Source organism: Ensifer sp. LC384, from assembly GCF_001695865.1.
Lineage (GTDB): Bacteria > Pseudomonadota > Alphaproteobacteria > Rhizobiales > Rhizobiaceae > Ensifer.
Window position 1 is genome coordinate 88319 of sequence record NZ_MBST01000056.1, and the last position, 25130, is coordinate 113448.

26 protein-coding genes are annotated in these 25130 nt (G+C 62.2%); 11 read left to right on the forward strand and 15 right to left on the reverse strand.

Translation table 11 applies throughout. From position 1 onward, the window contains the following. Positions 1-93 precede the first annotated feature (93 nt). Positions 94-735, forward strand: a complete 642-nt coding sequence (locus BC363_RS27970; RefSeq protein ID WP_065780420.1) for a LysE family translocator — start codon at positions 94-96, stop codon at positions 733-735. A gap of 229 nt (positions 736-964) precedes the next feature. On the opposite strand, the gene BC363_RS27975 is transcribed toward BC363_RS27970, so the two are convergent. From BC363_RS27975 to BC363_RS28005, 7 genes are all read right to left on the reverse strand, one after another. Beyond that, positions 965-1759, reverse strand: a complete 795-nt coding sequence (locus BC363_RS27975; protein WP_065780424.1) for an ABC transporter ATP-binding protein — start codon at positions 1757-1759, stop codon at positions 965-967. After that, complete coding sequence (locus tag BC363_RS27980) at positions 1756-2634, reverse strand: ABC transporter permease (RefSeq protein ID WP_065780428.1); 879 nt, start codon at positions 2632-2634, stop codon at positions 1756-1758. Before BC363_RS27980 ends, BC363_RS27975 begins: the two co-directional genes overlap by 4 nt. Positions 2635-2860: 226 nt before the next feature. Then, complete coding sequence (locus BC363_RS27985) at positions 2861-3814, reverse strand: ABC transporter substrate-binding protein (RefSeq protein WP_065780437.1); 954 nt, start codon at positions 3812-3814, stop codon at positions 2861-2863. Positions 3815-4032: 218 nt separating this feature from the next. Continuing rightward, positions 4033-5268, reverse strand: a complete 1236-nt coding sequence (gene rlmN, locus BC363_RS27990) for a 23S rRNA (adenine(2503)-C(2))-methyltransferase RlmN (protein ID WP_065780808.1) — start codon at positions 5266-5268, stop codon at positions 4033-4035. Positions 5269-5501: 233 nt separating this feature from the next. Beyond that, positions 5502-6005: an invasion associated locus B family protein gene (locus BC363_RS27995; protein WP_065780809.1), complete on the reverse strand. Its 504-nt coding sequence runs from the start codon at positions 6003-6005 to the stop codon at positions 5502-5504. A 405-nt stretch (positions 6006-6410) separates the two neighbouring features. Next, positions 6411-6788 (reverse strand): YkvA family protein, encoded by a 378-nt coding sequence (locus BC363_RS28000; RefSeq protein ID WP_065780441.1) that lies wholly within the window; start codon positions 6786-6788, stop codon positions 6411-6413. A 48-nt stretch (positions 6789-6836) separates the two neighbouring features. After that, on the reverse strand, positions 6837-7154 hold the full coding sequence (locus BC363_RS28005; RefSeq protein WP_065780444.1) for a 4a-hydroxytetrahydrobiopterin dehydratase: 318 nt from the start codon (positions 7152-7154) through the stop codon (positions 6837-6839). A gap of 85 nt (positions 7155-7239) precedes the next feature. Here BC363_RS28005 and BC363_RS28010 point away from each other — a divergent pair, with 85 nt between their 5' ends. Next, positions 7240-7716, forward strand: coding sequence for a low molecular weight protein-tyrosine-phosphatase (locus BC363_RS28010; protein ID WP_065780449.1), 477 nt, complete (start codon positions 7240-7242; stop codon positions 7714-7716). Here BC363_RS28010 and thpR read toward each other — a convergent pair. Both thpR and BC363_RS28020 read right to left on the reverse strand, forming a co-directional pair. Next, positions 7653-8243 carry an RNA 2',3'-cyclic phosphodiesterase gene (gene thpR, locus BC363_RS28015; protein WP_065780452.1) on the reverse strand — a complete coding sequence of 197 codons (591 nt, stop codon included), beginning with the start codon at positions 8241-8243 and terminating at the stop codon, positions 7653-7655. The two genes, BC363_RS28010 and thpR, sit on opposite strands and share 64 nt — an antisense overlap. A 114-nt stretch (positions 8244-8357) precedes the next feature. Further along, a complete protein-coding gene (locus tag BC363_RS28020) occupies positions 8358-8999 on the reverse strand; it encodes an arylesterase (RefSeq protein WP_065780454.1) in 642 nt (213 codons plus the stop codon). A 67-nt stretch (positions 9000-9066) separates the two neighbouring features. Between BC363_RS28020 and BC363_RS28025 the strand changes: the two genes are divergently transcribed. From BC363_RS28025 to BC363_RS28040, 4 genes are all read left to right on the forward strand, one after another. Further along, positions 9067-9792: an ABC transporter ATP-binding protein gene (locus tag BC363_RS28025; RefSeq protein WP_065780458.1), complete on the forward strand. Its 726-nt coding sequence runs from the start codon at positions 9067-9069 to the stop codon at positions 9790-9792. After that, positions 9789-12341: an ABC transporter permease gene (locus BC363_RS28030; RefSeq protein WP_065780463.1), complete on the forward strand. Its 2553-nt coding sequence runs from the start codon at positions 9789-9791 to the stop codon at positions 12339-12341. Before BC363_RS28025 ends, BC363_RS28030 begins: the two co-directional genes overlap by 4 nt. 221 nt (positions 12342-12562) lie before the next feature. Continuing rightward, positions 12563-13300, forward strand: a complete 738-nt coding sequence (locus BC363_RS28035; RefSeq protein ID WP_065780467.1) for a Bax inhibitor-1/YccA family protein — start codon at positions 12563-12565, stop codon at positions 13298-13300. 123 nt (positions 13301-13423) lie between these two features. Continuing rightward, positions 13424-13981: a GNAT family N-acetyltransferase gene (locus BC363_RS28040; RefSeq protein WP_065780810.1), complete on the forward strand. Its 558-nt coding sequence runs from the start codon at positions 13424-13426 to the stop codon at positions 13979-13981. A gap of 72 nt (positions 13982-14053) precedes the next feature. Here BC363_RS28040 and BC363_RS28045 read toward each other — a convergent pair whose 3' ends face one another. From BC363_RS28045 to acnA, 3 genes are all read right to left on the reverse strand, one after another. Continuing rightward, complete coding sequence (locus BC363_RS28045) at positions 14054-14458, reverse strand: DUF2794 domain-containing protein (RefSeq protein WP_065780811.1); 405 nt, start codon at positions 14456-14458, stop codon at positions 14054-14056. A gap of 430 nt (positions 14459-14888) precedes the next feature. Then, a complete protein-coding gene (locus BC363_RS28050) occupies positions 14889-15662 on the reverse strand; it encodes a thioredoxin family protein (RefSeq protein WP_065780475.1) in 774 nt (257 codons plus the stop codon). A 184-nt stretch (positions 15663-15846) separates the two neighbouring features. Continuing rightward, the gene (acnA, locus tag BC363_RS28055) at positions 15847-18537 is read right to left on the reverse strand and encodes an aconitate hydratase AcnA (protein ID WP_065780478.1); all 2691 of its coding nucleotides are present in this window, start codon (positions 18535-18537) and stop codon (positions 15847-15849) included. A gap of 270 nt (positions 18538-18807) precedes the next feature. Here acnA and ccmA point away from each other — a divergent pair, with 270 nt between their 5' ends. The 5 genes from ccmA (at position 18808) to BC363_RS28080 (ending at position 21882) form a co-directional block, all read left to right on the forward strand. Then, entirely contained in the window at positions 18808-19458 is a 651-nt protein-coding gene (ccmA, locus tag BC363_RS28060) for a heme ABC exporter ATP-binding protein CcmA (protein WP_065780480.1), read from the forward strand. Between the two features lie 39 nt (positions 19459-19497). Further along, entirely contained in the window at positions 19498-20157 is a 660-nt protein-coding gene (ccmB, locus tag BC363_RS28065; protein ID WP_065780482.1) for a heme exporter protein CcmB, read from the forward strand. 177 nt (positions 20158-20334) lie between these two features. Beyond that, on the forward strand, positions 20335-21096 hold the full coding sequence (locus BC363_RS28070; protein WP_065780486.1) for a heme ABC transporter permease: 762 nt from the start codon (positions 20335-20337) through the stop codon (positions 21094-21096). A 4-nt stretch (positions 21097-21100) separates the two neighbouring features. Beyond that, on the forward strand, positions 21101-21277 hold the full coding sequence (ccmD, locus tag BC363_RS28075; RefSeq protein ID WP_202618630.1) for a heme exporter protein CcmD: 177 nt from the start codon (positions 21101-21103) through the stop codon (positions 21275-21277). Then, the gene (locus BC363_RS28080) at positions 21274-21882 is read left to right on the forward strand and encodes a DsbE family thiol:disulfide interchange protein (protein WP_065780488.1); all 609 of its coding nucleotides are present in this window, start codon (positions 21274-21276) and stop codon (positions 21880-21882) included. The genes ccmD and BC363_RS28080 overlap by 4 nt, the downstream gene beginning before the upstream one ends. Positions 21883-22036: 154 nt before the next feature. On the opposite strand, the gene BC363_RS28085 is transcribed toward BC363_RS28080, so the two are convergent. The 3 genes from BC363_RS28085 to ftsY form a co-directional block, all read right to left on the reverse strand. Continuing rightward, positions 22037-22630, reverse strand: a complete 594-nt coding sequence (locus tag BC363_RS28085) for a DUF2585 domain-containing protein (protein WP_065780490.1) — start codon at positions 22628-22630, stop codon at positions 22037-22039. Then, positions 22627-23259 carry a septation protein A gene (locus BC363_RS28090; RefSeq protein WP_139109943.1) on the reverse strand — a complete coding sequence of 211 codons (633 nt, stop codon included), beginning with the start codon at positions 23257-23259 and terminating at the stop codon, positions 22627-22629. Before BC363_RS28090 ends, BC363_RS28085 begins: the two co-directional genes overlap by 4 nt. A gap of 197 nt (positions 23260-23456) precedes the next feature. Beyond that, positions 23457-25118, reverse strand: a complete 1662-nt coding sequence (gene ftsY / locus BC363_RS28095; RefSeq protein WP_065780493.1) for a signal recognition particle-docking protein FtsY — start codon at positions 25116-25118, stop codon at positions 23457-23459. Positions 25119-25130 lie beyond the last annotated feature (12 nt).

Consider the following 25130-nt stretch of genomic DNA (forward strand, 5'->3'; position numbering starts at 1 on the left):
CAAGCGGAAGAACGCTGCAACGGCCGAATCCGCTAGCAAAAGCCGATCCACCGGAATAGAGGGGGGCGACCGAGTGTCCCAGGGATCGCGCATATGGACTTCCTTCCCGGCCTGCCAACGCTGTTCGGCTTTGCTGCCGCCACGCTTCTGCTTGCGGCAACGCCGGGGCCTGACATGACGCTTTCGATCAGCCGTGCGCTGTCGCAAGGCAAGACGGCCGCCCTCTTCGTGGTACTCGGGACGAGCTTCGGCATCGTCGTTCACACCCTGTTGGTCGCCTTCGGCATCTCGGCACTGATCACGGCTTCGCCGACGGCGTTCATGGTGCTGAAGACCGGTGGGGCGGCCTATCTGCTCTGGCTTGCCGTCCAGGCCATCCGGCACGGATCGACGCTCTCGGTCAAGAAGGTCGACGGCGCCGGCGGCACGGCTCTTTCCAACGTCTCGTCGGGCTTCTGGGTGAACCTGCTCAACCCCAAGGTCATCATCTTCTTCATGACCTTCCTGCCGCAGTTCGTCAGCGCCAACGATGCGTCGGTGACGGGCAAGCTTCTCTTCCTCGGCGCGCTGTTCATCGTCATCGGCATGCCGGTGAACATGCTGGTGGTGTTTACCGCCGACTGGCTGTCCTCCTGGCTGCAGCGCAACAAGGGTTTCATGCGGGCGCTCGACTACAGCTTTGCAGGCGTCTTCTCTGTCTTTGCGGTGAAGATCTTCATGACGACGGCTCGGTAAGCCATCTTCGGAGGGTTTAGCCCCTCATCTGCCTGCCGGCATCTTCTCCCCGCTTGCGGGGAGAAGAACGCTTGCCGCACCGTTGGGCGACAACGGCGAGCTCCTGAACGAGATGATGGTTTGTCAGAGACCGAGCGGTGCCGTTTCGTCTCTTCTCCCCGTTTCAACGGGGAGAAGATGCCGGCAGGCAGATGAGGGGCAAGCTCGGATAGGCCCGCAAGCGACAGTATCAACCGATCAGCAATGCATCGTCGTCGAGCGTCTGGCCGCGGATGCGGCGGAACATGGCGATGAGGTCCTCGACCTGCAATTCCTTGCGGCTGTCGCCGGCAACGTCGAGCACGATCTCGCCGCCATGCAGCATGACCGTGCGGTGGCCGTAGTCGAGCGCCTGGCGCATCGAGTGGGTGACCATCATCGTCGTCAGCTTGCGCTCGGAAACGATCTTCTGCGTCAGGTTCATGACGAACTCGGCCATCCCCGGGTCGAGGGCGGCGGTATGTTCGTCGAGCAGCAGCACTTCGGAGCCGGCAAGCGTCGCCATCACCAGCGAAACAGCCTGACGCTGGCCGCCCGAAAGCAGGTCCATGCGGTCGCCCATGCGGTTTTCGAGGCCGAGATTGAGTTCGGCGATGCGCTCGCGGAAATGCTCGCGGCGCTTCGGGCCAAGCGCTGCCATCAGCCCACGCTTCTCGCCGCGCTTGGCGGCGAGGGCCAGGTTTTCTTCGATCGAAAGGGCGCCGCAGCTCCCGGTCAGCGGGTCCTGAAAGACGCGGGCAACAAGGCCGGCGCGGGCGGCCGTGCCCTTGCGCGTCACATCGGTCTTGCCGATGGTCACCTGGCCGGCACTCGGCAGCACGTCGCCGGCGAGAACGCCGAGCAGCGTCGACTTGCCGGCGCCGTTGGAGCCGATGACGGTGACGAAGGAACCCTGTTCGATCGTCAGGTCGACGCCGTTCAGCGCCTGCTTCTGCAGCGGCGTTCCCTTGCCGAAGATAACCTGGATGTTCTTGACGCTGATCATGCCGCACCTCCGCGACGAAGACGGGGAAGGATGAGGGCAAAGGTGACAAGCACGGCGGTGACGAAATTGAGGTCGGAGGCCTGCAGCCCGAGCATGTCGGTCGACAGTGCCAGCTGGATGGCGATGCGATAGAGGATCGAGCCGAGCACGCAGCCGATCAGTGCGATCAGGATGCCGCGGGCGCCGAGCAGCGTCTCACCGATAATGACGGCCGCAAGACCGACGACGATGGTGCCGACGCCCGAGGTGACGTCGGCAAAGCCGTTGGTCTGGGCAAAGAGGGCGCCGCCGAAGGCGACCAGCGCGTTGGAGATCGCCATGCCGAGATAGATCTGCCGGTTGGTGTCGACCCCTTGCGCCCGGGCCATGCGCGCATTGGCGCCGGTTGCCCGCATCGCAAGGCCCGCGTCGCTTTCGAGGAAGCGCCAGACGGCGATGACGGCGACGAGCACGAGGATGCCGATGAACAACGGACGGACGTAGAACTCGCGCAATCCAAGGCCGAAGAACGGCGAGAGCATGGTGTCGGCATTGATCAGCGCGACGTTGGGCTTGCCCATGACGCGCAGATTGACCGAGAACAGCGCGATCATCGTCAGGATCGAGGCCAAAAGGTTGAGGATCTTGAAGCGCACATTGAGCATCGCCGTGACGATGCCGGCGGCAGCACCGGCCACCATCGCGACACAGGCTGCGAGCCAGGGGTTGACGCCGGCGATGATCAGTACCGCGGTCACCGCGGCGCCCAGCGGGAACGAACCGTCGACCGTCAGGTCAGGAAAATCGAGAACCCGGAATGCGAGAAAGACGCCGACGGCGACAAAGGCGTAGACCAGCCCGAGCTCGACGGCTCCCCAGAAAGCGATTTGACTCAAACCCCCGACCCTCTTTTTGTCCTGCCGCGCGCCTTAAGCTTTTTATATCCGCGCGGCATCCCCGGTTGGCGCATGACGCCTGAGATCCGGCGTCGGCGCAGCTTCAAACTGTCAGAGCGGGCCTGCGGCTCCCAAGGGAAACGCGACGCTCCAATAACGAACCGCCCTCGTATGGAACGAGGGCGGCAAAAACGCAATAAACCTGAACCTGAAAAGGCTCAAAGCCTTATTCGACAACGCGTGTGGCGCGCTTGACGACACTTTCCGGAAGGGTGACGCCCATCTTTTCAGCGGCCTTCTTGTTGATTACCAGATCCGAGCCGGCGGCAACCTTGACGGCGATATCACCCGGGTTTTCGCCCTTGAGGATGCGAACGACGACTTCGCCGGTCTGCTTGCCGACGTCGTAGTAGTTGAAGCCGAGGGCAGCGAGCGAACCGCGCGCAACCGAATCCGTGTCGGCGGTGAACAGCGGCAGCTTGGCTTCCTCAGCCACGGCAACGGCACCTTCGAGCGCGGAAATGATCGTGTTGTCGGTCGGAACGTAGATCGCATCGGCACGGCCGACGAGCGCGCGGGCAGCACCCTGAACTTCGGCCGACTTCGTTGCCGCGGATTCAACCACCGTCAGGCCGGCCTTTTCGGCTTCCGCCTTCAGCACGGCCAAAAGCGATACGGAGTTGGCTTCGCCGGAGTTGTAGAGGTAGCCGATCGACTTGGCGTTTGGCAGGATTTCCTTGATCAGCGCGACGTGTTCGGCCACCGGAGACATGTCGGAAAGGCCGGTGACGTTGCCGCCCGGCTTGTCCATGTCCTTGACCAGCTGTGCGCCGACCGGGTCGGAAACGGCGGTGAAGACTACCGGAATGTCGCGCGTCGAGGAAACGACGGCCTGGGCCGACGGGGTGGAGATCGGAACGATGACGTTTGGCGCTTCGCCGGCGAACTGGCGGGCGATCTGTGCGGCGGTTGCCGGGTTGCCCTGGGCCGATTCATAGAGGAACTTGAGGTTTTCGCCTTCCTTGTAGCCGGCCGCTTTCAGCGCGTCCTTCACGCCGTCGCGCGCAGCATCGAGAGCCGGGTGTTCGACGATCGCGGTTACGGCGACGGTCACCTCATCGGCGCGTGCAGGCAGGGTAAATGCCACCGTGGCGGCAAGGGCGATGAGAAGTGAGCGCATGGGTGTCCTCCTGGATTGATTGCCCGCTTTCTTAGGAAACCGGGACAATGAAATCAATCGATAGGAACTGCATCACCCATCAATGTTCTTCATCGATCACGACATGACCGCGGTTGAAGCGCTGCGGATCGACACAATCCGAGGCCGTCATGATCGCCTTTTGATGCATGAAGCTTGAGACGCGAGCGGGAAGCCGCGTCGCGTTTCTTGCCGCCGCCTCAGTCCTCGCCGTGATTGGCAATCATCATCGCTTCGAAGGCAAGCCGGTCGACCTTGCGCATGCGCTCGGATTCGGACTTCAGCTGGCCGCAGGCGGCAAGGATGTCGCGGCCGCGCGGCGTGCGGATCGGCGAGGCGTAGCCGGCCTGGTTGATGAAGTCGGCAAACTTCTCGATCTGCTCCCAATCGGAACACTGGTAGTTGGTGCCCGGCCAGGGATTGAACGGGATGAGGTTGATCTTCGCCGGCACGCCCTTCAGGAGCTTCACCAGTTCCTTGGCGTCCTCGAGACTGTCGTTGACGTCCTTCAGCATGACGTATTCGAAGGTGATGCGGCGCGCATTGGACAGGCCCGGATAGGCGCGGCAGGCGTCCATCAGCTCCTTCAGCGGGTACTTCTTGTTGATCGGCACCAGCATGTCGCGCAGATCGTCGCGCACGGCATGCAGCGAGATTGCCAGCATGACGCCGATCTCGTCGCCGGTTCGATAGATCTCAGGCACGATGCCGGAGGTTGAAAGCGTGATGCGGCGCTTGGAGAGCGACAGGCCCTCGCCGTCGGAGGCGATCAAAAGGGCGGTCTTGACCCCATCGAAATTGTAGAGCGGCTCGCCCATGCCCATCATGACGATGTTGGTGATCTTGCGGCCTTCCGCTGGCACGATCGCGCCCTGGGGCGTGTCGCGCTCCGGGAAATCGCCGAGCCGGTCACGCGCGAGCAGCAGCTGCGCCAGGATTTCCTCGGCCGTCAGGTTGCGCACCAGCTTCTGCGTGCCGGTGTGGCAGAAGGAACAGGTCAGGGTGCAGCCGACCTGGCTGGAAATGCACAGCGTGCCGCGGCCTTCCTCGGGAATGTAGACCGTTTCGATCTCGACCGGGCGGCCAGCGCCGCGGGCGGGAAAGCGCAGCAGCCACTTGCGGGTGCCGTCGCCCGAGGTCTGTTCCTCGACGATCTCAGGCCGAGCGATGGTGAAATGCTGCTTCAGCATCTCGCGCATGTCCTTGGAGACGTTCAGCATCTCGTCGAAGTCTGAAACGCCGCGCACATAGAGCCAGTGCCAGAGCTGGCTGACGCGCATCTTTACCTGACGCTCGGGGACGCCGTTTTCGACCAGGGCCTTGGCCATGTCCTCGCGTAGCAGCCCGATCAGCGAAGGCTTCTCGGCCTGCGGTGCGACGCGCGCCTGCGGTGCCTTGACGGTATCCACCCGGTTCAAGATTTCAGTGGCTGCCATGCTCTGGTGTCCTGTCGTACAGAAAACGCCCGTCCGGAGAAGGGGTCCGGAGATTGTCCTGATGCTCGAATTGAAATCGGTCGAGCCTTCAAGCGCGGCCATTGGGGCGCGGGGCTCTTAATTTGCCGGGGCTTTAGCATTGTTTTGGCTGGGAGTCACGCGCAGGCGTCAATCCTGAATGCAAAAAGGCCGGCGTCAGGCGCCGGCCTTCACTTTGCCACAGAGGCGAAAGCTTACTTGCAGGCTTCGATCTGCTTCAGTGCCGCCGAAATGCCGGACAGCGAATAGGCGTAGGTTGTCGTGGTACCCTTGCGGGACTTGGCGTTGACCGACATTGCCTTGCCGTTTTTCATCGCCGCAACGAGCGCAGGCTCTTCGGCTGCGTTCTCGACCCAGGCGGAGTTGCCCTTGGTGAACATCACGAAGGTGCGGCCGTCGATGACGACGTTGACCTTCGAGTTTTCCTGCAGCGGATAGCCCATCATCGCCTGCGGCTCGTAGCTGATGTTCTGGCCGGGGCGCTGGGAAACGAGGAAGAAGATGTCGCCGTGGTCGACGCCGGCCGGGCTCTTTTCCTTCGGGACCGACAGGACATAGCATACCTTGCCGCCGCCGGAATTGTAGGAATAGGCGCCCCAGGCGTTGAACTGCTGGATGCGCGTCGGAGACTGGGCGGCAGCCATGCTGGCGGTTGCCAGAACGAGTGCGATTGCGGTTGCGATCTTTCTTACAAACATGAGGTCCTGCCGCTTTTCTTGCTTTTCGATCACCCGAAACAGGTCAGACGGGCGACGCGTAGTCATGATTTCATTTGTTGTGACTTAATTCAGGTTACCAAACCGTCAACGAGGGCCAAAATCCGCTGGTTTCACCCCCGAAACGAAGCATTTGTGGCCTTCGCGCCGGCATCAGTAGATCTTCCGTCCGCGCCGTTTCGAGCGCTTTTCCGGCGTCGAATGTACGGCGCCTCGGACCGTTGTTCCGGATCGTTTTCTGCCCAAGCCATTCCTAACGACACCCACCTCGACAAAGCCGATTCGATGCGTGTCATTCCGAAATGTCTATGCCACAAAGATTCGGGCAAGAGTTTGACTTTTGGGCAGGAATAGGGCGGACATGCGGACGGGCCGCATTTACCGCAGTCATTCCTCGGCATTATCGGCGAGTGTCTCGTCGGCCTTGAGGTAGTGGGCTTCCTTGATTTGCCCGCTGATGGCGGCAAAAGCGGCGGTCAGAACCGCAACGTCATCGGAAAAACCGACGACGGCGAGAAAATCGGGAAGGAAGTCGATCGGCAGCACGAAATAGGCAAGTGCCGCCAGCAGGATGCCGCGCGTGCGCGTCGGCGTCTTCGGGTCGATGGCGCAATAGTAGGCGGCCACGAGTTCCCGGCTGAACGGTATCTGGCGGGCGGCGCGGCGAAAGGTCGGCCAGAAGCGCCGCTTGACGCGCTTTTCCCTGCGCTCCTGTTCGGATTCTTCACCGGGCAGGAGAATTTCACCAATCTTTACGTCGTCCATCGCCTCGTTTCCGATGTTGCAACGCTCACAATATGGGAAGTGCCTGGTCTATTTCAAATGGTCCGGCATGCGGCCGGCCGCTGCCTTGTCCATTCTGGCCGCCAGCTTGAAGTCCAGTTCCGTGAGGCCGCTGGCGTCGTGCGTTGTCAGCGTTACGTCGACGCGGTTGTAGACGTTGAACCATTCCGGATGATGATCGAGCTTTTCGGCGACGATCGCCATCTCGGTCATGAAGCCGAAAGCCTCGACGAAATTCTTGAAACGAAAGGCCTTCCAGATCGAGGCGCCGTCTTCGGCGCGGACCCACCCTTCCATCTTGTGCAGATGCTCGGCGATTGTCGCCTCGTCTAGTTTCTCCGGCCTCATCTGTTCCTCCCAACCCGATCCCTGTTCCCAGGCCGCATGGCCGCGTATATGTCGGCCTGCCTTTTATCTCCTTGAAATGGATAGCATGAAACCGGCCCGAATTCTTTTTGTTTGTCTCGGCAACATCTGCCGATCACCGCTTGCCGAAGGCGTGTTGCGCGAGCTTGCGGCCCGAAGAGGGTTGGCGTCGGTGATCACAGTCGATTCGGCCGGCACGGGTGCATGGCACATCGGCGATCCTCCCGATCTGCGGTCGATCGAGGTGGCGCGCCGGCATGGCATCGACATTTCAGCGCTCCGAGGGCGCAAGGTCGGCAAGCCTGACTTCGAGGCCTTCGACCTGATCCTCGGCATGGACGGGGAGAACGTCAGGACCCTTCGCCAGCTCGCGCCGACCGGTTTTGAAGGCAGGATAGGTCTGTTCCTGCGCTACGCCTCGGGTCGGGACCAGGATGTGCCTGATCCCTATTATGACGGACCCGAAGCGTTCGAGCGCCTCTACCAGATGTTGGAAGCCGGATGTTCGTCGTTGCTCGAAAGACTCGACGAGCGGGCTTCGTGAAGCGGGAATACCTCTTCGGTGAGGTAAGGACCACCGCCGACGGAATCGCGCGACGACAGCAACACGAAGCGTGACACCGTGAAGAGCGATGCCATGAAGTTGCCGCGACCGGAGAGATATTCGACGACATCCTCGACGCGGCTGGAGCGCAATCTTGCAAGCGTGACATGGGGCGTAAACTTGCGTGGATCCGCCGGCAGCCCCAGCCTCTGGCAGATACGCTCGATTTCGGCCTGCAGCGCGTACATTTCCGGATGGTTGCTGACCCCGGCCCAGACCGAATGCGGTTTCTTCGAGCCGAAGGCACCGGTGCCGGTCAGCTGTAGCTGGAACTCCGGTCTTTCGATCCGGTCAAGCTTGTCGATGATCTCGTCTGCGGTGCGCCAGTCGACGTCACCAATGAAGCGCAAGGTGATGTGGTAGTTCTCCACATCGATCCAGCGAGCTCCGGGAAGACCTCCGCGCAGCAATGAAAGACTCATCGCAACATTGCGCGGAATTTCGAGGGCGGTGAATAGTCTCGGCATGGCGAGCTCCCCGAATCTCTTGCAGATGTCTCAGCGAATCACGCATCGAGTCTGCAGGCAACTACTATTTGACGCTTGCGAATATTAACACTCTCTTAACTGTGGATGATTTGTTCACTCCGCCTTTGCCAATGTTGCAATGAAACGTTCGACGACCGGCAGCGCCTTTTCGACCATTGTGCCGACGCCGTTGCCGTTCGGGTGCATGCCGTCCTCGAGCTTCAGCGCCGCGTCGGTGACCACGCCGTCGAGGAAGAAGGGGTAGAGCTCCAGCCCATATTTCTGGGCGAGCTCCGGATAGATCGGATTGAACCGGGCCGCATAGTCGGCGCCCATGTTCGGCGGCGCCATCATGCCGGCGAGCAGCACGGCGATGCCGCGCTCCTTGAGGCGCGCAATCATCGCTTCGATGTTCTTGCGGGTTTCTTCCGGCGGAATGCCGCGCAGCGCATCGTTGGCGCCGAGCTCGAGGATAACGCCCTTGGTGCCGTCGGGTATCGACCAGTCGATGCGCGCGAGCCCTCCGGAGCTGGTGTCGCCGGAAACGCCGGCGTTCGCCACCGCGACGTCGAGACCCTTTTCCTTCAGCGCCTTTTCAAGCCGAGCCGGGAAGGCATCCTCGGGCGGCAGCTGATAACCCGCCATCAGGCTGTCGCCGAAGCCGACGAGACTGATCGTTTCGGCTCGTGCCATCGCCGATAACGCAATTGTCATTGCGAGCCCCAAGAAAAACCGTTGAAAACCTTTTAATGCCATAGGTCTGTTCCTAAATCGCGGGAGCCGTTTTCTTTTTCTCTTTCCGTTTCATATAGGGTTATTTCGCTTGGCCAGTACCATCATCGAGCTCAAAAATGCTGACCTCACCCTCGGCGAAGCTGCGGCCTCGGTGCATGTGCTGAAAGGCATGAGCCTGACAATCGACGCCGGCGAGTCCGTCGGCATCGTCGGGCCCTCCGGTTCGGGCAAGTCGACATTGCTGATGGTGCTCGCCGGTCTCGAACGGCTCGATCGCGGCGAAATCGTCATCGACGGCACGCCGCTGCATCGGCTGAGCGAGGACCGCGTGGCCGATTTTCGTGGCCGCAACATCGGCATCGTCTTCCAATCCTTCCACCTCATCCCCAACATGACGGCGCTTGAAAATGTCGCCGTGCCGCTCGAACTCGCCAATGTCCGCGACGCCTTCGAGATCGCGCGCAAAGAGCTCGTGGCTGTCGGCCTCGGCGAGCGGCTCAGCCACTATCCGGGCCAGCTTTCCGGCGGCGAGCAGCAGCGCGTGGCGATCGCGCGTGCGCTCGCGCCGTCGCCAAAATTGCTGATCGCCGACGAACCGACCGGCAATCTCGACGCCGAGACGGGACGACAGATTGCCGATCTGCTTTTCGCCGAACAGCGTGACCGGGGCATGACACTCGTGCTGGTGACCCACGACGCGGCGCTGGCGGCGCGCTGCTCGCGGCAGGTGCGGGTGCGCTCCGGCGAGATCATCTCCAGCGGCGCGCTCGAACCGACCGTCGAAACGCAGCGCCAGGAAGCGGCATCGGCATGAGCGAGGTCCTCTCGATCCGTCTGCGTCCTCTGCTCGCCCTGCGGCTGGCGCTGCGCGAAATGCGCGGCGGCCTCAAGGGGTTCTACATCTTCCTCGCCTGCATTGCGCTTGGCACGGCGGCGATCGCCGGCGTCAACTCGCTGTCGCAATCCATCACCGCGACGATCGCGTCCCAGGGGCGCGATCTGCTTGCCGGCGACATCCGCTTCGAGCTCAACAATCGGGTGGCGACGACAGAGGAGCGTGCGTTCCTCGACGGGCTTGGGTCCGTCTCGGTTTCGGCGGGCCTTCGGTCGATGGCGCGTTTGCCCGATGGCTCGAACCAGGCGCTCGTCGAGTTGAAGGCCGTCGATGCGGCCTATCCGCTCTATGGCCGGCTGGAAAGCCAACCGGATCAGCCGCTTGGCAGTCTGCTGGCGCAGCAGGGCGACGTGTTCGGTGCGGTGGCCGCACCGCTGCTGCTCGACCGCCTCGGCATTTCCGTCGGCGACGAAATCCTGCTCGGCAATGCCCGCATCAGGATTTCAGGCACGATCGTGCGCGAACCGGATGCGCTCTCCGACGGTTTTGGCTTCGCGCCGCGCCTGATGGTTTCCGCCGAAGCGCTCGCCGCGTCGGGGCTCGTGCAGACGGGAAGTCTTGTCGAGCACGGCTACAAGGTGAAGCTGAGCGATCCGACCCGGGTCACCGCTGCCCGCAGCGACGCCGAGACGCGCTTTCCTTCGGCCGGCTGGTCGATCCGCACCAGTTCCAACGCCGCTCCGTCGTTGACGGCCAACATCACCCGCTTCTCGCAGTTCCTGACGCTCGTCGGGCTCACGGCCCTGATCGTCGGCGGCGTCGGCGTCGCCAATGCCGTGCGCGCCTATCTCGACCAGAAGCGCAGCGTGATTGCCACCTTCAAGTGCCTGGGCGCGCCCGCCTCGCTGGTGGCGATGATCTATCTCTCGCAGATCCTGCTGATCGCGCTGATCGGCATCGGCATCGGGCTTGTTCTCGGTGCGCTCATCCCCTTCGTCGCCGCGCAGTTTCTCGCCGACCTGCTGCCCATTTCAACCGAGTTCCGGCTCTATCCGGGTGCGCTCGGCATCGCGGCACTGTTCGGCGTGCTGACGGCGCTGGCCTTTGCCATCCTTCCGCTCGGCCGGGCCCGCGGCATTCCGGCGACGGCGCTCTTTCGCCAGCAGGGGTTCGACCCGACCGGTTTTCCGGCATGGCCCTATCTGGTCGGCGCGCTTGCCTGCCTGATCGCGCTTGCCGGGCTTGCGATCTGGACCGCCTACGACCGCTACATCTCGCTGGTCTTCCTGGGGGCGATCGCCTTTGCCTTCATCGTTCTGCGCCTCGTTTCTCTGCTGATCTCGTGGCTGGCGCGCCGCAGTCCGCGCGTCAACTCGCCGGCGCTGCGACTGGCGATCGGCAACATCCATCGGCCAGGGGCGCTGACGCCTTCGGTGGTGCTGTCGCTCGGCCTCGGCCTTGCTCTACTCGTCACGCTCGCGCTGATCGATGGCAATCTGCGGCGCGAACTGACCGGCGATATGGCCGAGCGGGCACCCAATTTCTTCTTCGTCGATATCCAGGGAAGTGAAATCGCAGGGTTCCGCACGCTCCTCAACGAATCGATGCCGAACGGCAAGGTCATCGAGGTGCCGATGCTGCGCGGCCGCATCATCGCCTTCAACGGCGAGGATGTGAACAGCCGCAACGTGCCGCCGAGCGGTCAATGGGTGCTGCGCGGCGACCGCGGCATCACCTATGCCAAGAACAAGCCTGAGAATTCGACGCTTGCCGAGGGCAGTTGGTGGGCGCCTGACCATAGCGGCGAGCCGCTGGTGTCGTTCTCCGCGGAAGAGGCGCGCGAACTCGGATTGAAGATCGGCGACATGGTGACCGTCAACGTGCTTGGCCGCAACATCACCGCCAAGATCGCCAATTTCCGCAATGTCGAATGGGAATCGCTGTCGATCAACTTCGTGATGGTGTTCTCGCCCAACACCTTTGCTGGCGCGCCGCATGCGTGGCTGGCAACGGTGATCGATCCCGGTGCGACGCCCGACGAGGAGGCGACGGTGCTGAAGGCCGTTACCAACGCCTATCCGACGATCACGAGCGTGCGGGTAAAGGATGCTCTCGACATTGTGAACGGGCTTCTCGGACAACTGGCAACGGCGATCCGTGCCGCTGCCGCCGTCGCGCTTGTCGCCTCCGTCCTGGTGCTGGCCGGCGCGCTTGCCGCGGGCAATCGGGCGCGCATCCACGATGCGGTGGTGCTGAAGACGCTGGGTGCCACACGCGCGACGCTGATCCGTGCCTTCAGCTACGAATACATCATCCTTGGCCTTGCAACCGCTGTCTTTGCGCTGTTTGCGGGCGGTGTTTCCGCTTGGTTCGTCGTTAGCCGGATCATGAAGCTGCCGTCGAATTTCCTGCCGGATGTGGCCGTCGCCACGGTCGTCATTGCACTGGTGATGACGGTCGGCATCGGGCTTGCAGGCACCTGGCGTGTGCTGGGTCAGAAGGCGGCGCCGGTTCTGCGGGAGCTTTGAGCTGACGGAGTTAACCGTAAATCCCTGTGATGCAAGGCCATAAACGCTCAGGCTGTGCCGAATCAGGGGTCTAAAGGTCTTGTACGCAAGGGCTTTCGGCATCATATTTATCCACAGGCATGCTGGAGCCCCGCAGCGGCGCCTGGGCATGGGATGATGGCCGATCGGTCAGGTCATCCGCCCGACACCGTAAGTTCAACCGGGGCTTAAATGAGGAAACAATGGCTGATCTGAGAAACTACCAAACCCGAATGTCGCCCGCCGGCGCTCAGGCGGGTGCCGTGATCGACGAAGGCCTTCGCACGTATATGCTGAAGGTCTACAACTTGATGGCCCTCGGCCTGGCGATTACCGGTGTGGCAGCTTACGGAACATTCGCGCTTGCCGTCTCCAATCCGGCATTCGCCCAACTTCTCTATGCGTCGCCCCTGAAATGGGTCGTCATGCTCGCTCCGCTGGGTCTCGTGTTCTTCATGAGCTTCCGCATCAATAACATGAGCGTTTCTGCTGCGCAGATGACGTTCTGGGTCTATGCGGCTCTGATGGGCGTTTCGCTGTCGTCGATCTTCATGGTCTTCACCGGCCAGAGCATCGTGCAGACGTTCTTCGTCACCGCCGCCTCCTTCGGCGCGCTGTCGCTCTACGGCTACACCACGAAGAAGGACCTGTCCGGCATGGGCTCGTTCCTGATCATGGGTCTGTTCGGCGTCATCATCGCGTCGATCGTCAACATCTTCCTCGCCTCTTCGGCGCTTAGCTTCGCGATCTCGGTAATCGGCGTGCTGATCTTCGCAGGCCTTACCGCCTACGACACGCAGAAGATCAAGGAAATGTACTACGATGCCGATGACAGCACCGTGGCCGGCCGCAAGGCGATCATGGGTGCCCTGACGCTCTACCTCGACTTCATCAACCTGTTCATGTTCATGCTGCAGTTCCTGGGCAACCGGAACAACTAAGCCTGAAGAGATTGACGGAAAAGGCGGCTTCGGCCGCCTTTTTTGTTACCAGGAAAAGGCTTGATCGATCGGTGCGATCCGTGTGACTGAATGGGGAAATCGAAGAACCTTCAAGATCCGTCCATGCCACTGACCTTACGCGACGCCACCGTCTCCGATCTGCCCGCCATCGCCGAAATCTACCGCGAATCCGTTCTGAACGGCGTCGCGACCTACGAGATCGTGCCTCCGTCGGAGGCGGAGATGGCAACACGCTTCTCCACCATCATAGGCCATGGCTATCCCTATATCGTCGCCCTCGACGAGGCGGGCACGATCGTCGGCTACGCCTATGCCTCCGCCTTTCGCACGCGCACGGCCTACCGCTTCCTGGTCGAGGATTCGATCTACCTCGCGCCATCGGCGCGTGGGAAGGGGGCAGGAAAGATGTTGCTGGTCGAACTGGTCGAGCGCTGCACCGCGCTTGGATTTCGCCAGATGGTGGCGGTTATCGGCGGGGCCCATCCTGCATCGATCGCCGTCCACCGCTCGGCCGGCTTCGAACATCAGGGGCTGATGAAGGCGACCGGCTTCAAGCATGGCCGGTGGCTCGATACCGCGATCATGCAGCTTGCGCTTGGCGATGGATTGACGAGCGATCCGCCGGAGGGCGTTTACCCAGATACACTTTATCAAGCCTGAGGGCCGGTGTTATCACAGCCATCCGGTCCATGAGCCCGGGCTCGGACCTCCGATCGGCCTCGAACCGGTCTCTCAGGTTTTGACCAGCTTGAGCGCCTTGTCGAAGACCTTCAGCACCGGCCCGAGCTCGTGTCCGCGTTTCAGGATCGTGCCGTGAATGTTGAGCACGCTGTAGGCGCCCTGCTTGGCCGCCAGTTTCGGATTTTTCTCGATGCGGTAGAGAGGCATCTCGCCCGATCGCTTGAAAACGGAGAAGACGGCCCGGTCGCTCATGTGGTCGATGGCGTAGTCTCGCCATTCGCCTTCGCCGACCATGCGGCCGTAGATCCACAGGATCTGGTCGAGTTCGCGACGGTGAAAGGTGATGGGAGGGGCATTCCGGGCGTTCTTGTATTCGTGAAGATCGACGACCACTTCGGAAGTGGTCGGGCGCTGATGTCGCGCCTGGCCTCGCGGCAAATCCGGCTCATCGGTCATCGGCAATCCGGCCTTCTGTTGTGACAGAACGATAACAGTTTGCCTGACACGAGCCGAAAAGCAAGCCGGAACCAGCCGGAAGCCGTTGGGTACAGACGGCATTTCTTGCCTCTGCCCCATTTCAGTCAAATCGCCGCCCCAATTCACCGCAAAACTCGCAGGCGCTGACGGACAGAGTCGTTGCCACCGTATGTCCGGTCAGATCGTCATGCTGCGTGACCTTCAACGAACGCAGTCATGGCCGGTTCGGTCCGGTAACTTCGAACCCTCAGCCCCAGCCCCTCGATGCTGCCGGGCCGAACCACCCCTCCTGCATAATTCCTTAAATCGGAATCGATTTAAGGACAAAATTATGCAGCAACTCAAAGTGTTACAGCGACCTTTGTGCGTCTAAATAGACGCGCGGCGCTGTGAGGAATTCTGCAGCCGCTCACAGTTTGCCCTGTGGGCCAGCGAGCACGGCCGTCGCGCCGATGATCGCCCCCGGGGTTTCGGCATCCTTCATCGACTGCAACAGCACCGCGCAGCCGCTTTTGCCACGCTGCTCCGTCAGGACCGTTGCAGGAAGGGTAAAGGTTGCCGGCTTGCCATCCCACATACCGATGGTCTGGATATCACGCACGGCGTGCCAGTAGGCGATCTCCTTGCCGCTGTTTTCGCCTTTCTCGACATTGACGATCTTCGCCCGATCGAAATAGACGACGACGACATTGGCCTTGCCATCACCCGCGCCGACCTTGATCGAGATCTCGTCGCCGTTGATCTTCGCCTCGACCGGAACGGCAAGCCCCTTGCCGGCGGCCTTCATGATGTCGAGCCGGGATTTGATCGCCTGCAGATTGGCGCCGTTGACATGATCGCGGCCGTTGAGGATCGCCTGCGGCGTATAAACGCCGTTGCGACCGAGCATCCGCGCATAGGCATATTGCCGGTCGGTGTTCTCGCTTGAGGCGAGTGTGTCCTTCCAGCCGAGATAATTCCAGTAATCGACATGATAGGACAGCGCCACCACGTCGCCGTCATCCACCAGCTTCTTCAATGCGGCATCGGCCGGCGGGCAGGAGGAACAGCCCTGGCTGGTGAAGAGTTCGACGACGCCCTTGATAACCTTGCCGTCCTCCGCCATGGCCGGAACCGACGCTGCCGCAAAAAGCCCGAAAGCCATTGCAACAGGGCAAAGGAAAAATCTGTCTGCGAATGTCATGGCGTCACTTCATTGCCGGCCGACAGGCCTACTTCACGGGGAAGCCCATTACATACGACGCCGATGCTTCAACGGGAAGTCACGTTGGAGTGAGGATATGGGCAGGCAACCCCAAAGGGAATGTGAAAGGGCCGGGACACCTTGCGGTATCCCGGCCCTTCAATGTTTCAGACAACCAGAGCGATCAGGCGGCGAGGTCGCGCAGAACCGTCTGCAGGATGCCGCCGTTGTTGACGTAGGTGACTTCGTCGAGCGTATCGATGCGGCAGACGAGCGGAACGTCCTTCACGCTGCCGTCGCCGTAGATGATCCTGGCGACGCGCTTTTCGCGCGGCTGGACATTGGCGAGGTTGCCGATGGTGACGATCTCATCGCCCTTCAAAGCCAGCGATTCCCAGGTCGTGCCCTGTTCGAAGACGAACGGGATGACGCCCATGCCGACCAGGTTCGAGCGGTGGATGCGCTCGAAGGACTGGGCGATCACGGCCTTGACGCCGAGAAGGTTCGTGCCCTTCGCAGCCCAGTCGCGCGACGAGCCGTTGCCGTATTCGACGCCGGCGAAGATGACGAGCGGAACGCCCTCTTCCTTGTACTGCATGGCGGCGTCGTAGATCGACATCTCTTCCTTCGACGGATAGTGGATGGTGTAACCACCTTCCTTGCCGTTCGGGCCGAGCATGTGGTTGCGGATGCGGATGTTGGCAAAGGTGCCGCGCATCATCACCTCATGGTTGCCACGACGCGTACCGTACTGGTTGAAGTCGGCGACGCCGACGCCATTGCCTATGAGGTAAGCACCCGCCGGCGAGGCAGCCTTGATCGAACCGGCCGGCGAGATGTGGTCGGTGGTGATCTTGTCGCCGAACAGGCCAAGGACGCGCGCACCGTTGATGTCGGAGATGCCCGAGCCGGACTTGCCCATGCCCACGAAGTAAGGCGGGTTCTGCACGTAGGTCGAACCGTCGTCCCAGGCGTAGGTCTGGCCCGGAGGAACCTGAACGGCTTGCCAGTTCTCGTCGCCCTTGAACACGTCGGCATACTTGGTCGCGTAGAGTTCGCGGGTGACGTACTTGAAGATGAACTCCTGGATTTCCTTGGAGGTCGGCCAGATGTCCTTGAGGAAGACCGGGTTGCCGTTCTGGTCTTCGCCGAGCGGCTCGTTGGTCAGATCCTTCTGGACCGTGCCGGCAAGCGCGTAGGCGACGACGAGCGGCGGCGAGGCGAGGTAGTTCGCCTGAACGTCCGGTGAGATACGGCCTTCGAAGTTGCGGTTGCCCGACAGAACGCCAGCGGCGATCAGGCCCTTGTCGTTGATCGTCTTCGAGATCGGGCCCGGCAGCGGGCCGGAGTTGCCGATGCAGGTGGTGCAGCCGAAGCCGACGAGGTTGAAGCCGAGCGCGTCGAGGTCCTTCTGCAGGCCCGACTTGGCGAGGTATTCGCCGACGACCTGCGATCCCGGTGCCAGCGAGGTCTTGACCCACGGCTTGGACTTCAGGCCCTTGGCAACAGCGTTGCGGGCGAGAAGGCCGGCGGCGATCAGGACCGACGGGTTGGAGGTGTTGGTGCACGATGTGATCGCCGCGATGGCAACGTCGCCATGGCCGAGATCGAAGTCGGTGCCTTCGACGGCGTAACGGTTCGAAAGCTGGCCGGGCTTCTTGTAGTCGCCTTCGAGCGCGGTTGTGAAACCGGACGCGATGCTTTCCAGTGGAATGCGGCCTTCCGGACGCTTCGGACCAGCCATAGCGGGGACAACGTCGCCGAGGTCGAGTTCCAGCGTGTCGGTGAAGACCAGCTCGGAGCCGTCACCCTCGCGCCACATGCCTTGAGCCTTGGAGTAGGCTTCGACCAGCGCGATGCGCTGCTCTTCGCGGCCGGACATGGTGAGGTAGTTGATGGTTTCGCTGTCGACCGGGAAGAAGCCGCAGGTGGCGCCGTATTCCGGACCCATGTTGCCGATGGTGGCGCGGTCGGCGAGCGTCATGTTGTCGAGGCCGGGGCCGAAGAATTCGACGAACTTCGAAACCACGCCCTTCTTGCGCAGCATCTGCACGACCATCAGCACGAGGTCGGTGGCGGTGACGCCTTCCTTGAGCTTGCCGGTCAGCTTGAAGCCGATGACCTCGGGCAGCAGCATGGAAACCGGCTGGCCGAGCATGGCGGCTTCAGCCTCGATGCCGCCGACGCCCCAGCCGAGAACGCCAAGGCCGTTGATCATCGTGGTGTGGCTGTCGGTGCCGACGCAGGTGTCCGGGTAGGCGGTGATTTCGCCGTCTTCGTCACGGGTCCAGACGGTCTGGCCCAGATATTCCAGATTGACCTGGTGACAGATGCCGGTGCCGGGCGGCACGACGCGGAAGTTCTTGAACGCCTGCTGGCCCCACTTCAGGAAGCGGTAGCGCTCGCCGTTGCGCTGATATTCCAGCTCGACGTTGCGGGCAAAAGCGTTCGGGGTGCCGAATTCGTCGACGATGACCGAGTGGTCGATGACAAGGTCGACGGGCACGAGCGGGTTGATCTTTTCCGGATCGCCGCCGAGCGAGACCATCGCGTCACGCATGGCTGCGAGGTCGACGACGGCAGGAACGCCGGTGAAGTCCTGCATCAGGACGCGGGCCGGGCGGTAGGCGATTTCGTTTTCGGCGGTGCCCTTGTCGGTCAGCCAAGCCGCAACGTTCTCGATGTCCTTCTTGGTGACGGAGCGACCGTCTTCGTTACGCAGCAGGTTTTCGAGCAGCACCTTCATCGAGTAGGGGAGCTTCGAAACGCCGACGAGACCGCTCGCCTCAGCCTTGGGCAGGCTGTAATAGACGTAGTCGACACCGTTGACGGTGAGCGTGGAGCGACAATTGAAACTGTCTAGGGACTTGGACACTGGATAATACCCCGTTCCGTCTGATCGCCAAAAACTGACGTACGAACGCCCGAGCGCAATGAAGCGCGAATTGGGATGCGGGTGCGGCCATTTCCGCTGTCCGTACGTGGAAATTCATTCCATGTTCGGCGCTAGGATGAAATTCACGCCGACCGCTGGCGTGTTGGCCGCCTTATAGATAATTTCTCCAAATCGTGCCAGACCAACCAAGGTCCAATCGGGACTTTTTTTTGCCCTGCGGCAAAGAGTGTAAAGGGAAGCTGAAAATTCATGCGCCTGCTGGCTGAAGGTCTGAGTGCGAGGCGAGGCGAGGATCTGATTTTTAACGATATTTCCTTTGCTCTTAGTGCCGGCGAAGCCCTTGTGGTGACGGGTCCGAACGGCTCGGGAAAGTCGACTTTGCTGCGTGTTCTGGCCGGTCTTCTCATGGCTGAATCCGGGAGCCTGAAACTTGAGAGCGGCCCTCCTGAAATGCGCCATCCATCGGAGATCAGCCACTATCTCGGTCATCGGAACGCGATGAAGCGCGAACTGACCGTCGCGGAAAATCTTTCCTTCTGGAAGGATTTCATGGGTGATTCGCAGGGCGGCTCGGGCAAGGGCCTTGTCGAAGCGGTGGAGGCCGTCGGCCTTCCCGGCATCGCGCATCTGCCCTTCGGCTATCTGTCGGCCGGCCAGCAGCGCCGCATGGCGATGGCCAAGCTGCTTGTCGCCTACCGTCCAATCTGGATCCTCGACGAGCCGACGGCCGCGCTCGACGCCGGCGCCGACAAGCTGTTTGCCGGATTGGTCAATGCGCATCTCGATCGCGGCGGCATCGTCGTCGCGGCGACGCACCAGCCGCTCGGGCTCGAGCGCATCAAGGAATTGCGGATGACCGGCTTTTCCGGCGTCGGCGGAGGCATGTGGCATGGCGCGTGATAAGGCGGCCAGCGGCAAAGAGATGAAGGGACGCCGCAAGTGATCGCGCTCTTCTTCCGCGACCTGAAACTTTCCATCCGCGCCGGCGGCGGCGCGATGATCGGCGTCTTGTTCTTCATGACGGTCGTTGCCGTCATTCCCTTCGGCGTCGGTCCCGACCTCAACCTGCTGGCGCGGATCGGCCCGGCGATCCTTTGGATCGGGGCCCTGCTCGCATCGCTGCTCGGCCTCGACCGGCTGTTTCAGGCGGAGCGTGAAGACGGATCGCTCGATCTGATGCTGATGCAGGAAACGCCGCTGCTCGTCACCGTTTTCGTCAAATGTGCGGCCCATTGGGCTGCCACCGGCCTGCCGCTGGTGATCGCCGCGCCGCTGCTCGGCCTGTTCATGAACATGGACGAGCTTGCAATCGGCGCCACCATGCTGACGCTTCTCGTCGGAACCCCGGCCATCACCTTCATCGGTGCGGTCGGTGCTGCCGTCGCGGTGTCGTTGCCGCGCGGCGGTCTGCTGGTCTCGATCCTGGTGCTGCCGCTTGCCATTCCGGTGCTGATCTTCGGTGTCAGCGCCGTTTACGCTGCGATCGAGGATCCCGCCCCGTTTCTGCCGCCCTTGATGATCCTGATGGCGATCACCCTGTTTTTTGCCGTCATCGGGCCTGTTGCCGCCGCCGCGGCGCTTCGTCATGCGTCCGACTGACGCGGATGGAGCAGGATATGGAGAAAGTGTTTGCGGTTTTCCGCCTCTATCCGGCTCTAACCTGTTAAAATCGATCACGTTTGTGACCGTTAGGTTGGTTCTGCTCAAAAATCATCGTGATCGTGTGATTGACGGGGATCAATTGCAGCAAAGGGCCTTAAGCGTTAAAGAGCCATCATGAGCGAAAACAGCCTGGCCATCCGCAAATTCAGCGATCTCGCCAACCCGACGCGGTTTCTGGCGCTGGCCGATCGCGTTCTGCCGTGGTTTGCGGCGCTGACGGCGCTTTTCTTCGTCGTCGGTGTCTGGCTGTCGTTCACGACGGAAGGCGATTACCAGCAGGGCGAGACGGTGCGCATCATGTATGTGCACGTGCCGGCGGCCTGGCTGTCGATGATGTGTTACTCGGTCATGGCGCTGGCTGCGCTTGGCACGCTCGTCTGGCGGCATCCGCTTGCCGACGTGTCGTCGCGGGCCGCAGCGCCGATCGGCGCCTGTTTTACCTTTCTGGCGCTCGTCACCGGCTCGCTCTGGGGCAAGCCGATGTGGGGCGCCTGGTGGGTGTGGGACGCGCGGCTGACATCGGTCTTCGTGCTGTTTTTGATGTATCTCGGGCTGATGGCGCTCAACCGCGCCATGGACGACCCGGCGCGTTCGTCGCGCGTCTCGGCCGTGCTGGTGCTGGTCGGCTTCGTCAACATTCCGATCATCAAATTTTCGGTCGAATGGTGGAACACGCTGCACCAGCCGGCCAGTGTGCTCAGGCTCGACGGCCCGACGATCGACCCGGAGTTCCTCCGCCCGCTCGTCGTCATGGCCATCGCCTTTACGCTTCTGTTCTTCACGCTGCATATCGCTGCCATGCGCAACGAGATCTGGCGCCGGCGCGTGACGTCGCTTCGCCGGCTCGCAGCCCGCAGTGCCGGTCGGGAGGCCTGATCCCATGATGAGCCATGCAGCTTATGTTTTTGCCAGCTACGGGATCGCGACGCTGACTGCCGTCGGCCTCTGTCTCTGGGTGATCGCCGACGGACGGGCGCGCCAGCGTGAGCTGCGCGAACTCGAAGCGTCAGGCGTGCGCCGGCGCTCGGCGGAAGCATCAACCGGAGAGCCCAGATGACCAGCAGCCCCGCACCCGGTAGCGAGGAGCGCAAGCCGGGAGCCCTGCGCGTCGGTCTTGCGCTTCTGCCGCTCGCGATCTTCGCGGCGCTGGCCGCCATCTTCTGGAGCCAGCTCAATTCCGGCAAGGATGTGAGCGAGATCCCCTCGGCGCTGATCGGCACCAAGGCGCCGACGCTCGACATGCCGCCGCTCGAAGGTGCGACCCGAAACGGTCAGCCGATGCCGGCGCTGACCGACGTCGCGATCAAGGGCAAGCTGACGCTGGTCAATGTCTGGGCGTCCTGGTGCGTGCCGTGCCGGCAGGAGCATCCGTTCATTCTCGAACTGTCGAAGGACGAGCGGCTGACGGTCGTCGGTATCAACTACAAGGACCAGAACGAAAACGCGCTGCGGTTCTTGGGCGAACTTGGCAATCCCTTTGCCGCCGTCGGCATCGACCCGCGCGGCAAGGCGGCGATCGATTGGGGTGTCTACGGTATTCCCGAATCCTATCTCGTCGGTGCCGACGGCACGATCCTTTACAAGCGCGTCGGACCGTTCGACGAGAAGAGCGTTAGGGAAGGGCTGATGCCGGCCATCGAGAAGGCTGCCGCCGGATCTTGAGCGCCTTCAGCGCTTTTATCAGCAATGCGCCCCTTATTCGGCCGGCCGGCCACCTACCCCAATCCATCCGCATTGCCTCGACGACATGCACGACTACCGTTACTCCGCAGGGCAGCGACGGAGGGGACGAGGGGAACGGCGAAGACCGGCTCGACTAAATCCCCGCCTGCCATTCGCGGATCGCATCCAGCGGCCAGGCCAGCATCAGCACGTTGAGGGTCAGGTTGTCGCGGATCAGCCAGCCGGTGAAGAGTTCGAAGCCGATGGCAATTGCCACCGTCAGCCAGACGGGCATGCGGGCGGCGAACATGAAGCCTGCGACCATGGCCAGCGTGTCCATCGTCGAATTGAGGATACTGTCGCCGAAATAGTCGAGCGAGATCGTCGCCGAGCGATAGCGGTTGATCACCATTGGGGTGTTTTCGGCAATCTCCCAGGCGGATTCGATGACCATCGCCAGGAACAGCTTGGCGGTCAGCGGCTTGCCGCGCAGGAGCAGATGGCTAAGGCCATAAAACAGGAAGCCGTGGATGATGTGCGACGGCGTATACCAGTCGGCGATGTGCTGGGAGTTGCCGCTCGATTTGACCACGCCCTCGAACAGCTTGACGTAGCCGCATTCGCAGATCCAGATACGGCCCATCAGATGCTGGGTGATGACCTGTATGGCGAGAACGCCGACACAGGCTGCAAACCAGATGAGCGCGCGCCGGTTCTGGCTGTCGTTGCCGTCGATGGCGGTGCTCACTCGGCGCTATCCTGTTCCAGCGAATGCTTCATGATCAACGGCATTTGCGCCAGTGTAAACAGGATGGTGATGGGCATCGTGCCCCAGACCTTGAACGCTACCCAGAAATCGGTGGAGAACGAGCGCCAGACGACCTCGTTGAGGGCGGCGAGAACGAGGAAGAACACGCCCCAACGCACCGTGAGCTTGCGCCAGCCGTCCTCGTCGAGCTTGAAGGCGGAGTGGAAGACGTAGCCGAGCAGCGACTTGCCGAAGAGAAGCCCGCCGAGCAGGATCGTACCGAACAGCGTGTTGACGATCGTCGGCTTCATCTTGATGAAGGTGTCATTCTGCAGCCAGAGCGTCAGCGCGCCGAAGACGAAGACGACGATGCCGGAGATCAGCGGCATCATCGGCAACGTGCGGGTGAGCATCCAGGAAACGGCGAGCGCGATTGCGGTCGCGGCCATGAACAGGCCCGTCGCCACGAAGATCGGGCCGCCGAGTTCGGCCAGCGTCGGGAAATGCCCTGCCAGCCACTCGCCGCGGGAATTGGCGAAGAAGAAGACCATCAATGGTCCCAGTTCCAGCACCAGCTTCAACAGCGGGCTGACTTCCTTCTGCGGCTTGGTAGCCTCGATCGTCGACATTTCGGGATCCTGTTTTCGCATGTGCCTGCCGCTCATAACACCAGCTTTGCGGCAAAACCATATCAAGGCAGCCGGCTTGCGCAAACGCCACTGCATAATTCCCTTAATCGGAATCGATCTAGGCACAAAATTGTGCAGCAGATCAAAGTGTTACGGCGACCTTTGCGCGCCGGTTCAGGCGCGGCGGAACGCGGCCATCAGGCGGCGACGCCCGCAATCGCCTCGGCGAAATCCCTGGCCTCGAACGGTTCGAGATCGTCGATGCCTTCGCCGACGCCGATGAAATAGACCGGCAACTTGTGCTTGGCCGAGATGGCCACGAGAATGCCGCCGCGGGCCGTGCCGTCGAGCTTGGTCATGATCAGCCCGCTGACACCGGCGACATTGCGGAAGATCTCCACCTGCTGCAGCGCGTTCTGGCCGGTGGTGGCGTCGAGCGTCTGCAGCACCGTGTGCGGCGCATCCGGGTCGAGCTTGCCGAGCACGCGCACGATCTTTTCCAGCTCCGCCATCAGCTCGGCCTTGTTCTGCAGCCGGCCGGCGGTGTCGATGATCAGCACGTCGGCCTTTTTTTCGCGCGCCTGCTGGAACGCCTCGTAGGCGAGGCCGGCTGCATCGGCGCCGAGCTTGGAGGAGACGATATCGGACTTGGTGCGCTCGGCCCAGATCTTCAGCTGCTCGATGGCGGCGGCGCGGAAGGTGTCGCCGGCGGCGAGCATCACCTTGAGGCCGGCGCCTGACAGCTTGGCCGCAAGCTTGCCGATCGTCGTGGTCTTGCCGGTGCCGTTGACGCCGACCACCAGGATGACGTGCGGCTTGTGGCTGAGATCGAGTTCCAGCGGCTTGGCGACGGGCGACAGCACCTTGGTGATCTCGCCGGCCATGATGCGCGACACGTCCTCGCCGGAAACATCCTTGCCGTAGCGCTCGGAGGCGAGCGTGTCGGTGATGCGCATCGCTGTCTCGACGCCGAGATCGGCCTGGATCAGCAGATCCTCCAGATCCTGCAGCGTCGCTTCGTCGAGCTTGCGCTTGGTAAAGAGGCTGGCGATCTGGCCGGTCAGTTGCGACGAGGTGCGGGCGAGCCCGCGGCGCAGGCGCTGATACCAGCTGAGCTTGGGCTGCGGCGCGGCAACGGGCTCTTCCATTGCGCGCTCGGCAGCACTGGCAAACCCCTTCGGCAGGCTGGCCGCGACAGGCGTTTCGGCGACGGGGGCGTCGAAGACGGGCGCTTCGATGACTGGCGCCTCGGGGACACTGTCGCTTTCTTCGATGATTTCCGCGGCAGGTTCCGAATCGGCAGTCGCGTCGTGGCTTGCATCCCCGCCGATCGGTCGATCTTCAACGGCGGCGAGTTCTTCCTGCTCGGCCAGATCCTCCGGCTCGACAGGCGGTTCTTCCGGTACGGTTTCCTGAAGTGCTGCGTAGGCCTCAAGCGCCTCTTGCGCTGCCGGGGACAGCTCTTCCTGTTCTGCCGCGGGTTCAACAGACGCGACAGCTTCGTTGCCGACGACAACGTCCTCGTCGCCGCGGGCCTCGTCCGGTGCCGGTCCGCCTGCGGTCTCGATCTCGGCCGGCAGGATCGGGTCCTCGACGGAAAGCGGCAGGGCTTCGAGGTCCGACAGCGGCTCAAGCAGCTCTTCGGAGGTTTCTTCGGCCGCGGGCTGCTCGGCAACGAGCTCGTCGACGAGCACGTCGACCGGGGCAATCTCCTCGGGGACAGCCGGCTTCGGCGCCGGTTGCGCTTCAGCCGGAGCCGCGGCTGCGGCGTCCGCTTCCGGCGCGGCATCCTGTGGCTTGGTTTCCTCGACAGTGCCCTTGCCGAAGGAGAAGATCTTCTTGATGAAACCGATTGCCATTCAGGGATTCCG

Bases quoted from the DNA above. Each gene is read 5' to 3' on its own strand.
- BC363_RS27970 (WP_065780420.1), top strand. From the start codon at position 94: ATGGACTTCCTTCCCGGCCTGCCAACGCTGTTCGGCTTTGCTGCCGCC.
- BC363_RS27975 (WP_065780424.1), bottom strand. From the start codon at position 1,759: ATGATCAGCGTCAAGAACATCCAGGTTATCTTCGGCAAGGGAACGCCG.
- BC363_RS27985 (WP_065780437.1), bottom strand. From the start codon at position 3,814: ATGCGCTCACTTCTCATCGCCCTTGCCGCCACGGTGGCATTTACCCTG.
- rlmN (WP_065780808.1), bottom strand. From the start codon at position 5,268: ATGGCAGCCACTGAAATCTTGAACCGGGTGGATACCGTCAAGGCACCG.
- BC363_RS27995 (WP_065780809.1), bottom strand. From the start codon at position 6,005: ATGTTTGTAAGAAAGATCGCAACCGCAATCGCACTCGTTCTGGCAACC.
- BC363_RS28000 (WP_065780441.1), bottom strand. From the start codon at position 6,788: ATGGACGACGTAAAGATTGGTGAAATTCTCCTGCCCGGTGAAGAATCC.
- BC363_RS28005 (WP_065780444.1), bottom strand. From the start codon at position 7,154: ATGAGGCCGGAGAAACTAGACGAGGCGACAATCGCCGAGCATCTGCAC.
- BC363_RS28010 (WP_065780449.1), top strand. From the start codon at position 7,240: ATGAAACCGGCCCGAATTCTTTTTGTTTGTCTCGGCAACATCTGCCGA.
- thpR (WP_065780452.1), bottom strand. From the start codon at position 8,243: ATGCCGAGACTATTCACCGCCCTCGAAATTCCGCGCAATGTTGCGATG.
- BC363_RS28020 (WP_065780454.1), bottom strand. From the start codon at position 8,999: ATGGCATTAAAAGGTTTTCAACGGTTTTTCTTGGGGCTCGCAATGACA.
- BC363_RS28030 (WP_065780463.1), top strand. From the start codon at position 9,789: ATGAGCGAGGTCCTCTCGATCCGTCTGCGTCCTCTGCTCGCCCTGCGG.
- BC363_RS28035 (WP_065780467.1), top strand. From the start codon at position 12,563: ATGGCTGATCTGAGAAACTACCAAACCCGAATGTCGCCCGCCGGCGCT.
- BC363_RS28040 (WP_065780810.1), top strand. From the start codon at position 13,424: ATGCCACTGACCTTACGCGACGCCACCGTCTCCGATCTGCCCGCCATC.
- BC363_RS28045 (WP_065780811.1), bottom strand. From the start codon at position 14,458: ATGACCGATGAGCCGGATTTGCCGCGAGGCCAGGCGCGACATCAGCGC.
- BC363_RS28050 (WP_065780475.1), bottom strand. From the start codon at position 15,662: ATGACATTCGCAGACAGATTTTTCCTTTGCCCTGTTGCAATGGCTTTC.
- ccmA (WP_065780480.1), top strand. From the start codon at position 18,808: ATGCGCCTGCTGGCTGAAGGTCTGAGTGCGAGGCGAGGCGAGGATCTG.
- BC363_RS28070 (WP_065780486.1), top strand. From the start codon at position 20,335: ATGAGCGAAAACAGCCTGGCCATCCGCAAATTCAGCGATCTCGCCAAC.
- ccmD (WP_202618630.1), top strand. From the start codon at position 21,101: ATGATGAGCCATGCAGCTTATGTTTTTGCCAGCTACGGGATCGCGACG.
- BC363_RS28080 (WP_065780488.1), top strand. From the start codon at position 21,274: ATGACCAGCAGCCCCGCACCCGGTAGCGAGGAGCGCAAGCCGGGAGCC.
- BC363_RS28090 (WP_139109943.1), bottom strand. From the start codon at position 23,259: ATGTCGACGATCGAGGCTACCAAGCCGCAGAAGGAAGTCAGCCCGCTG.
- ftsY (WP_065780493.1), bottom strand. From the start codon at position 25,118: ATGGCAATCGGTTTCATCAAGAAGATCTTCTCCTTCGGCAAGGGCACT.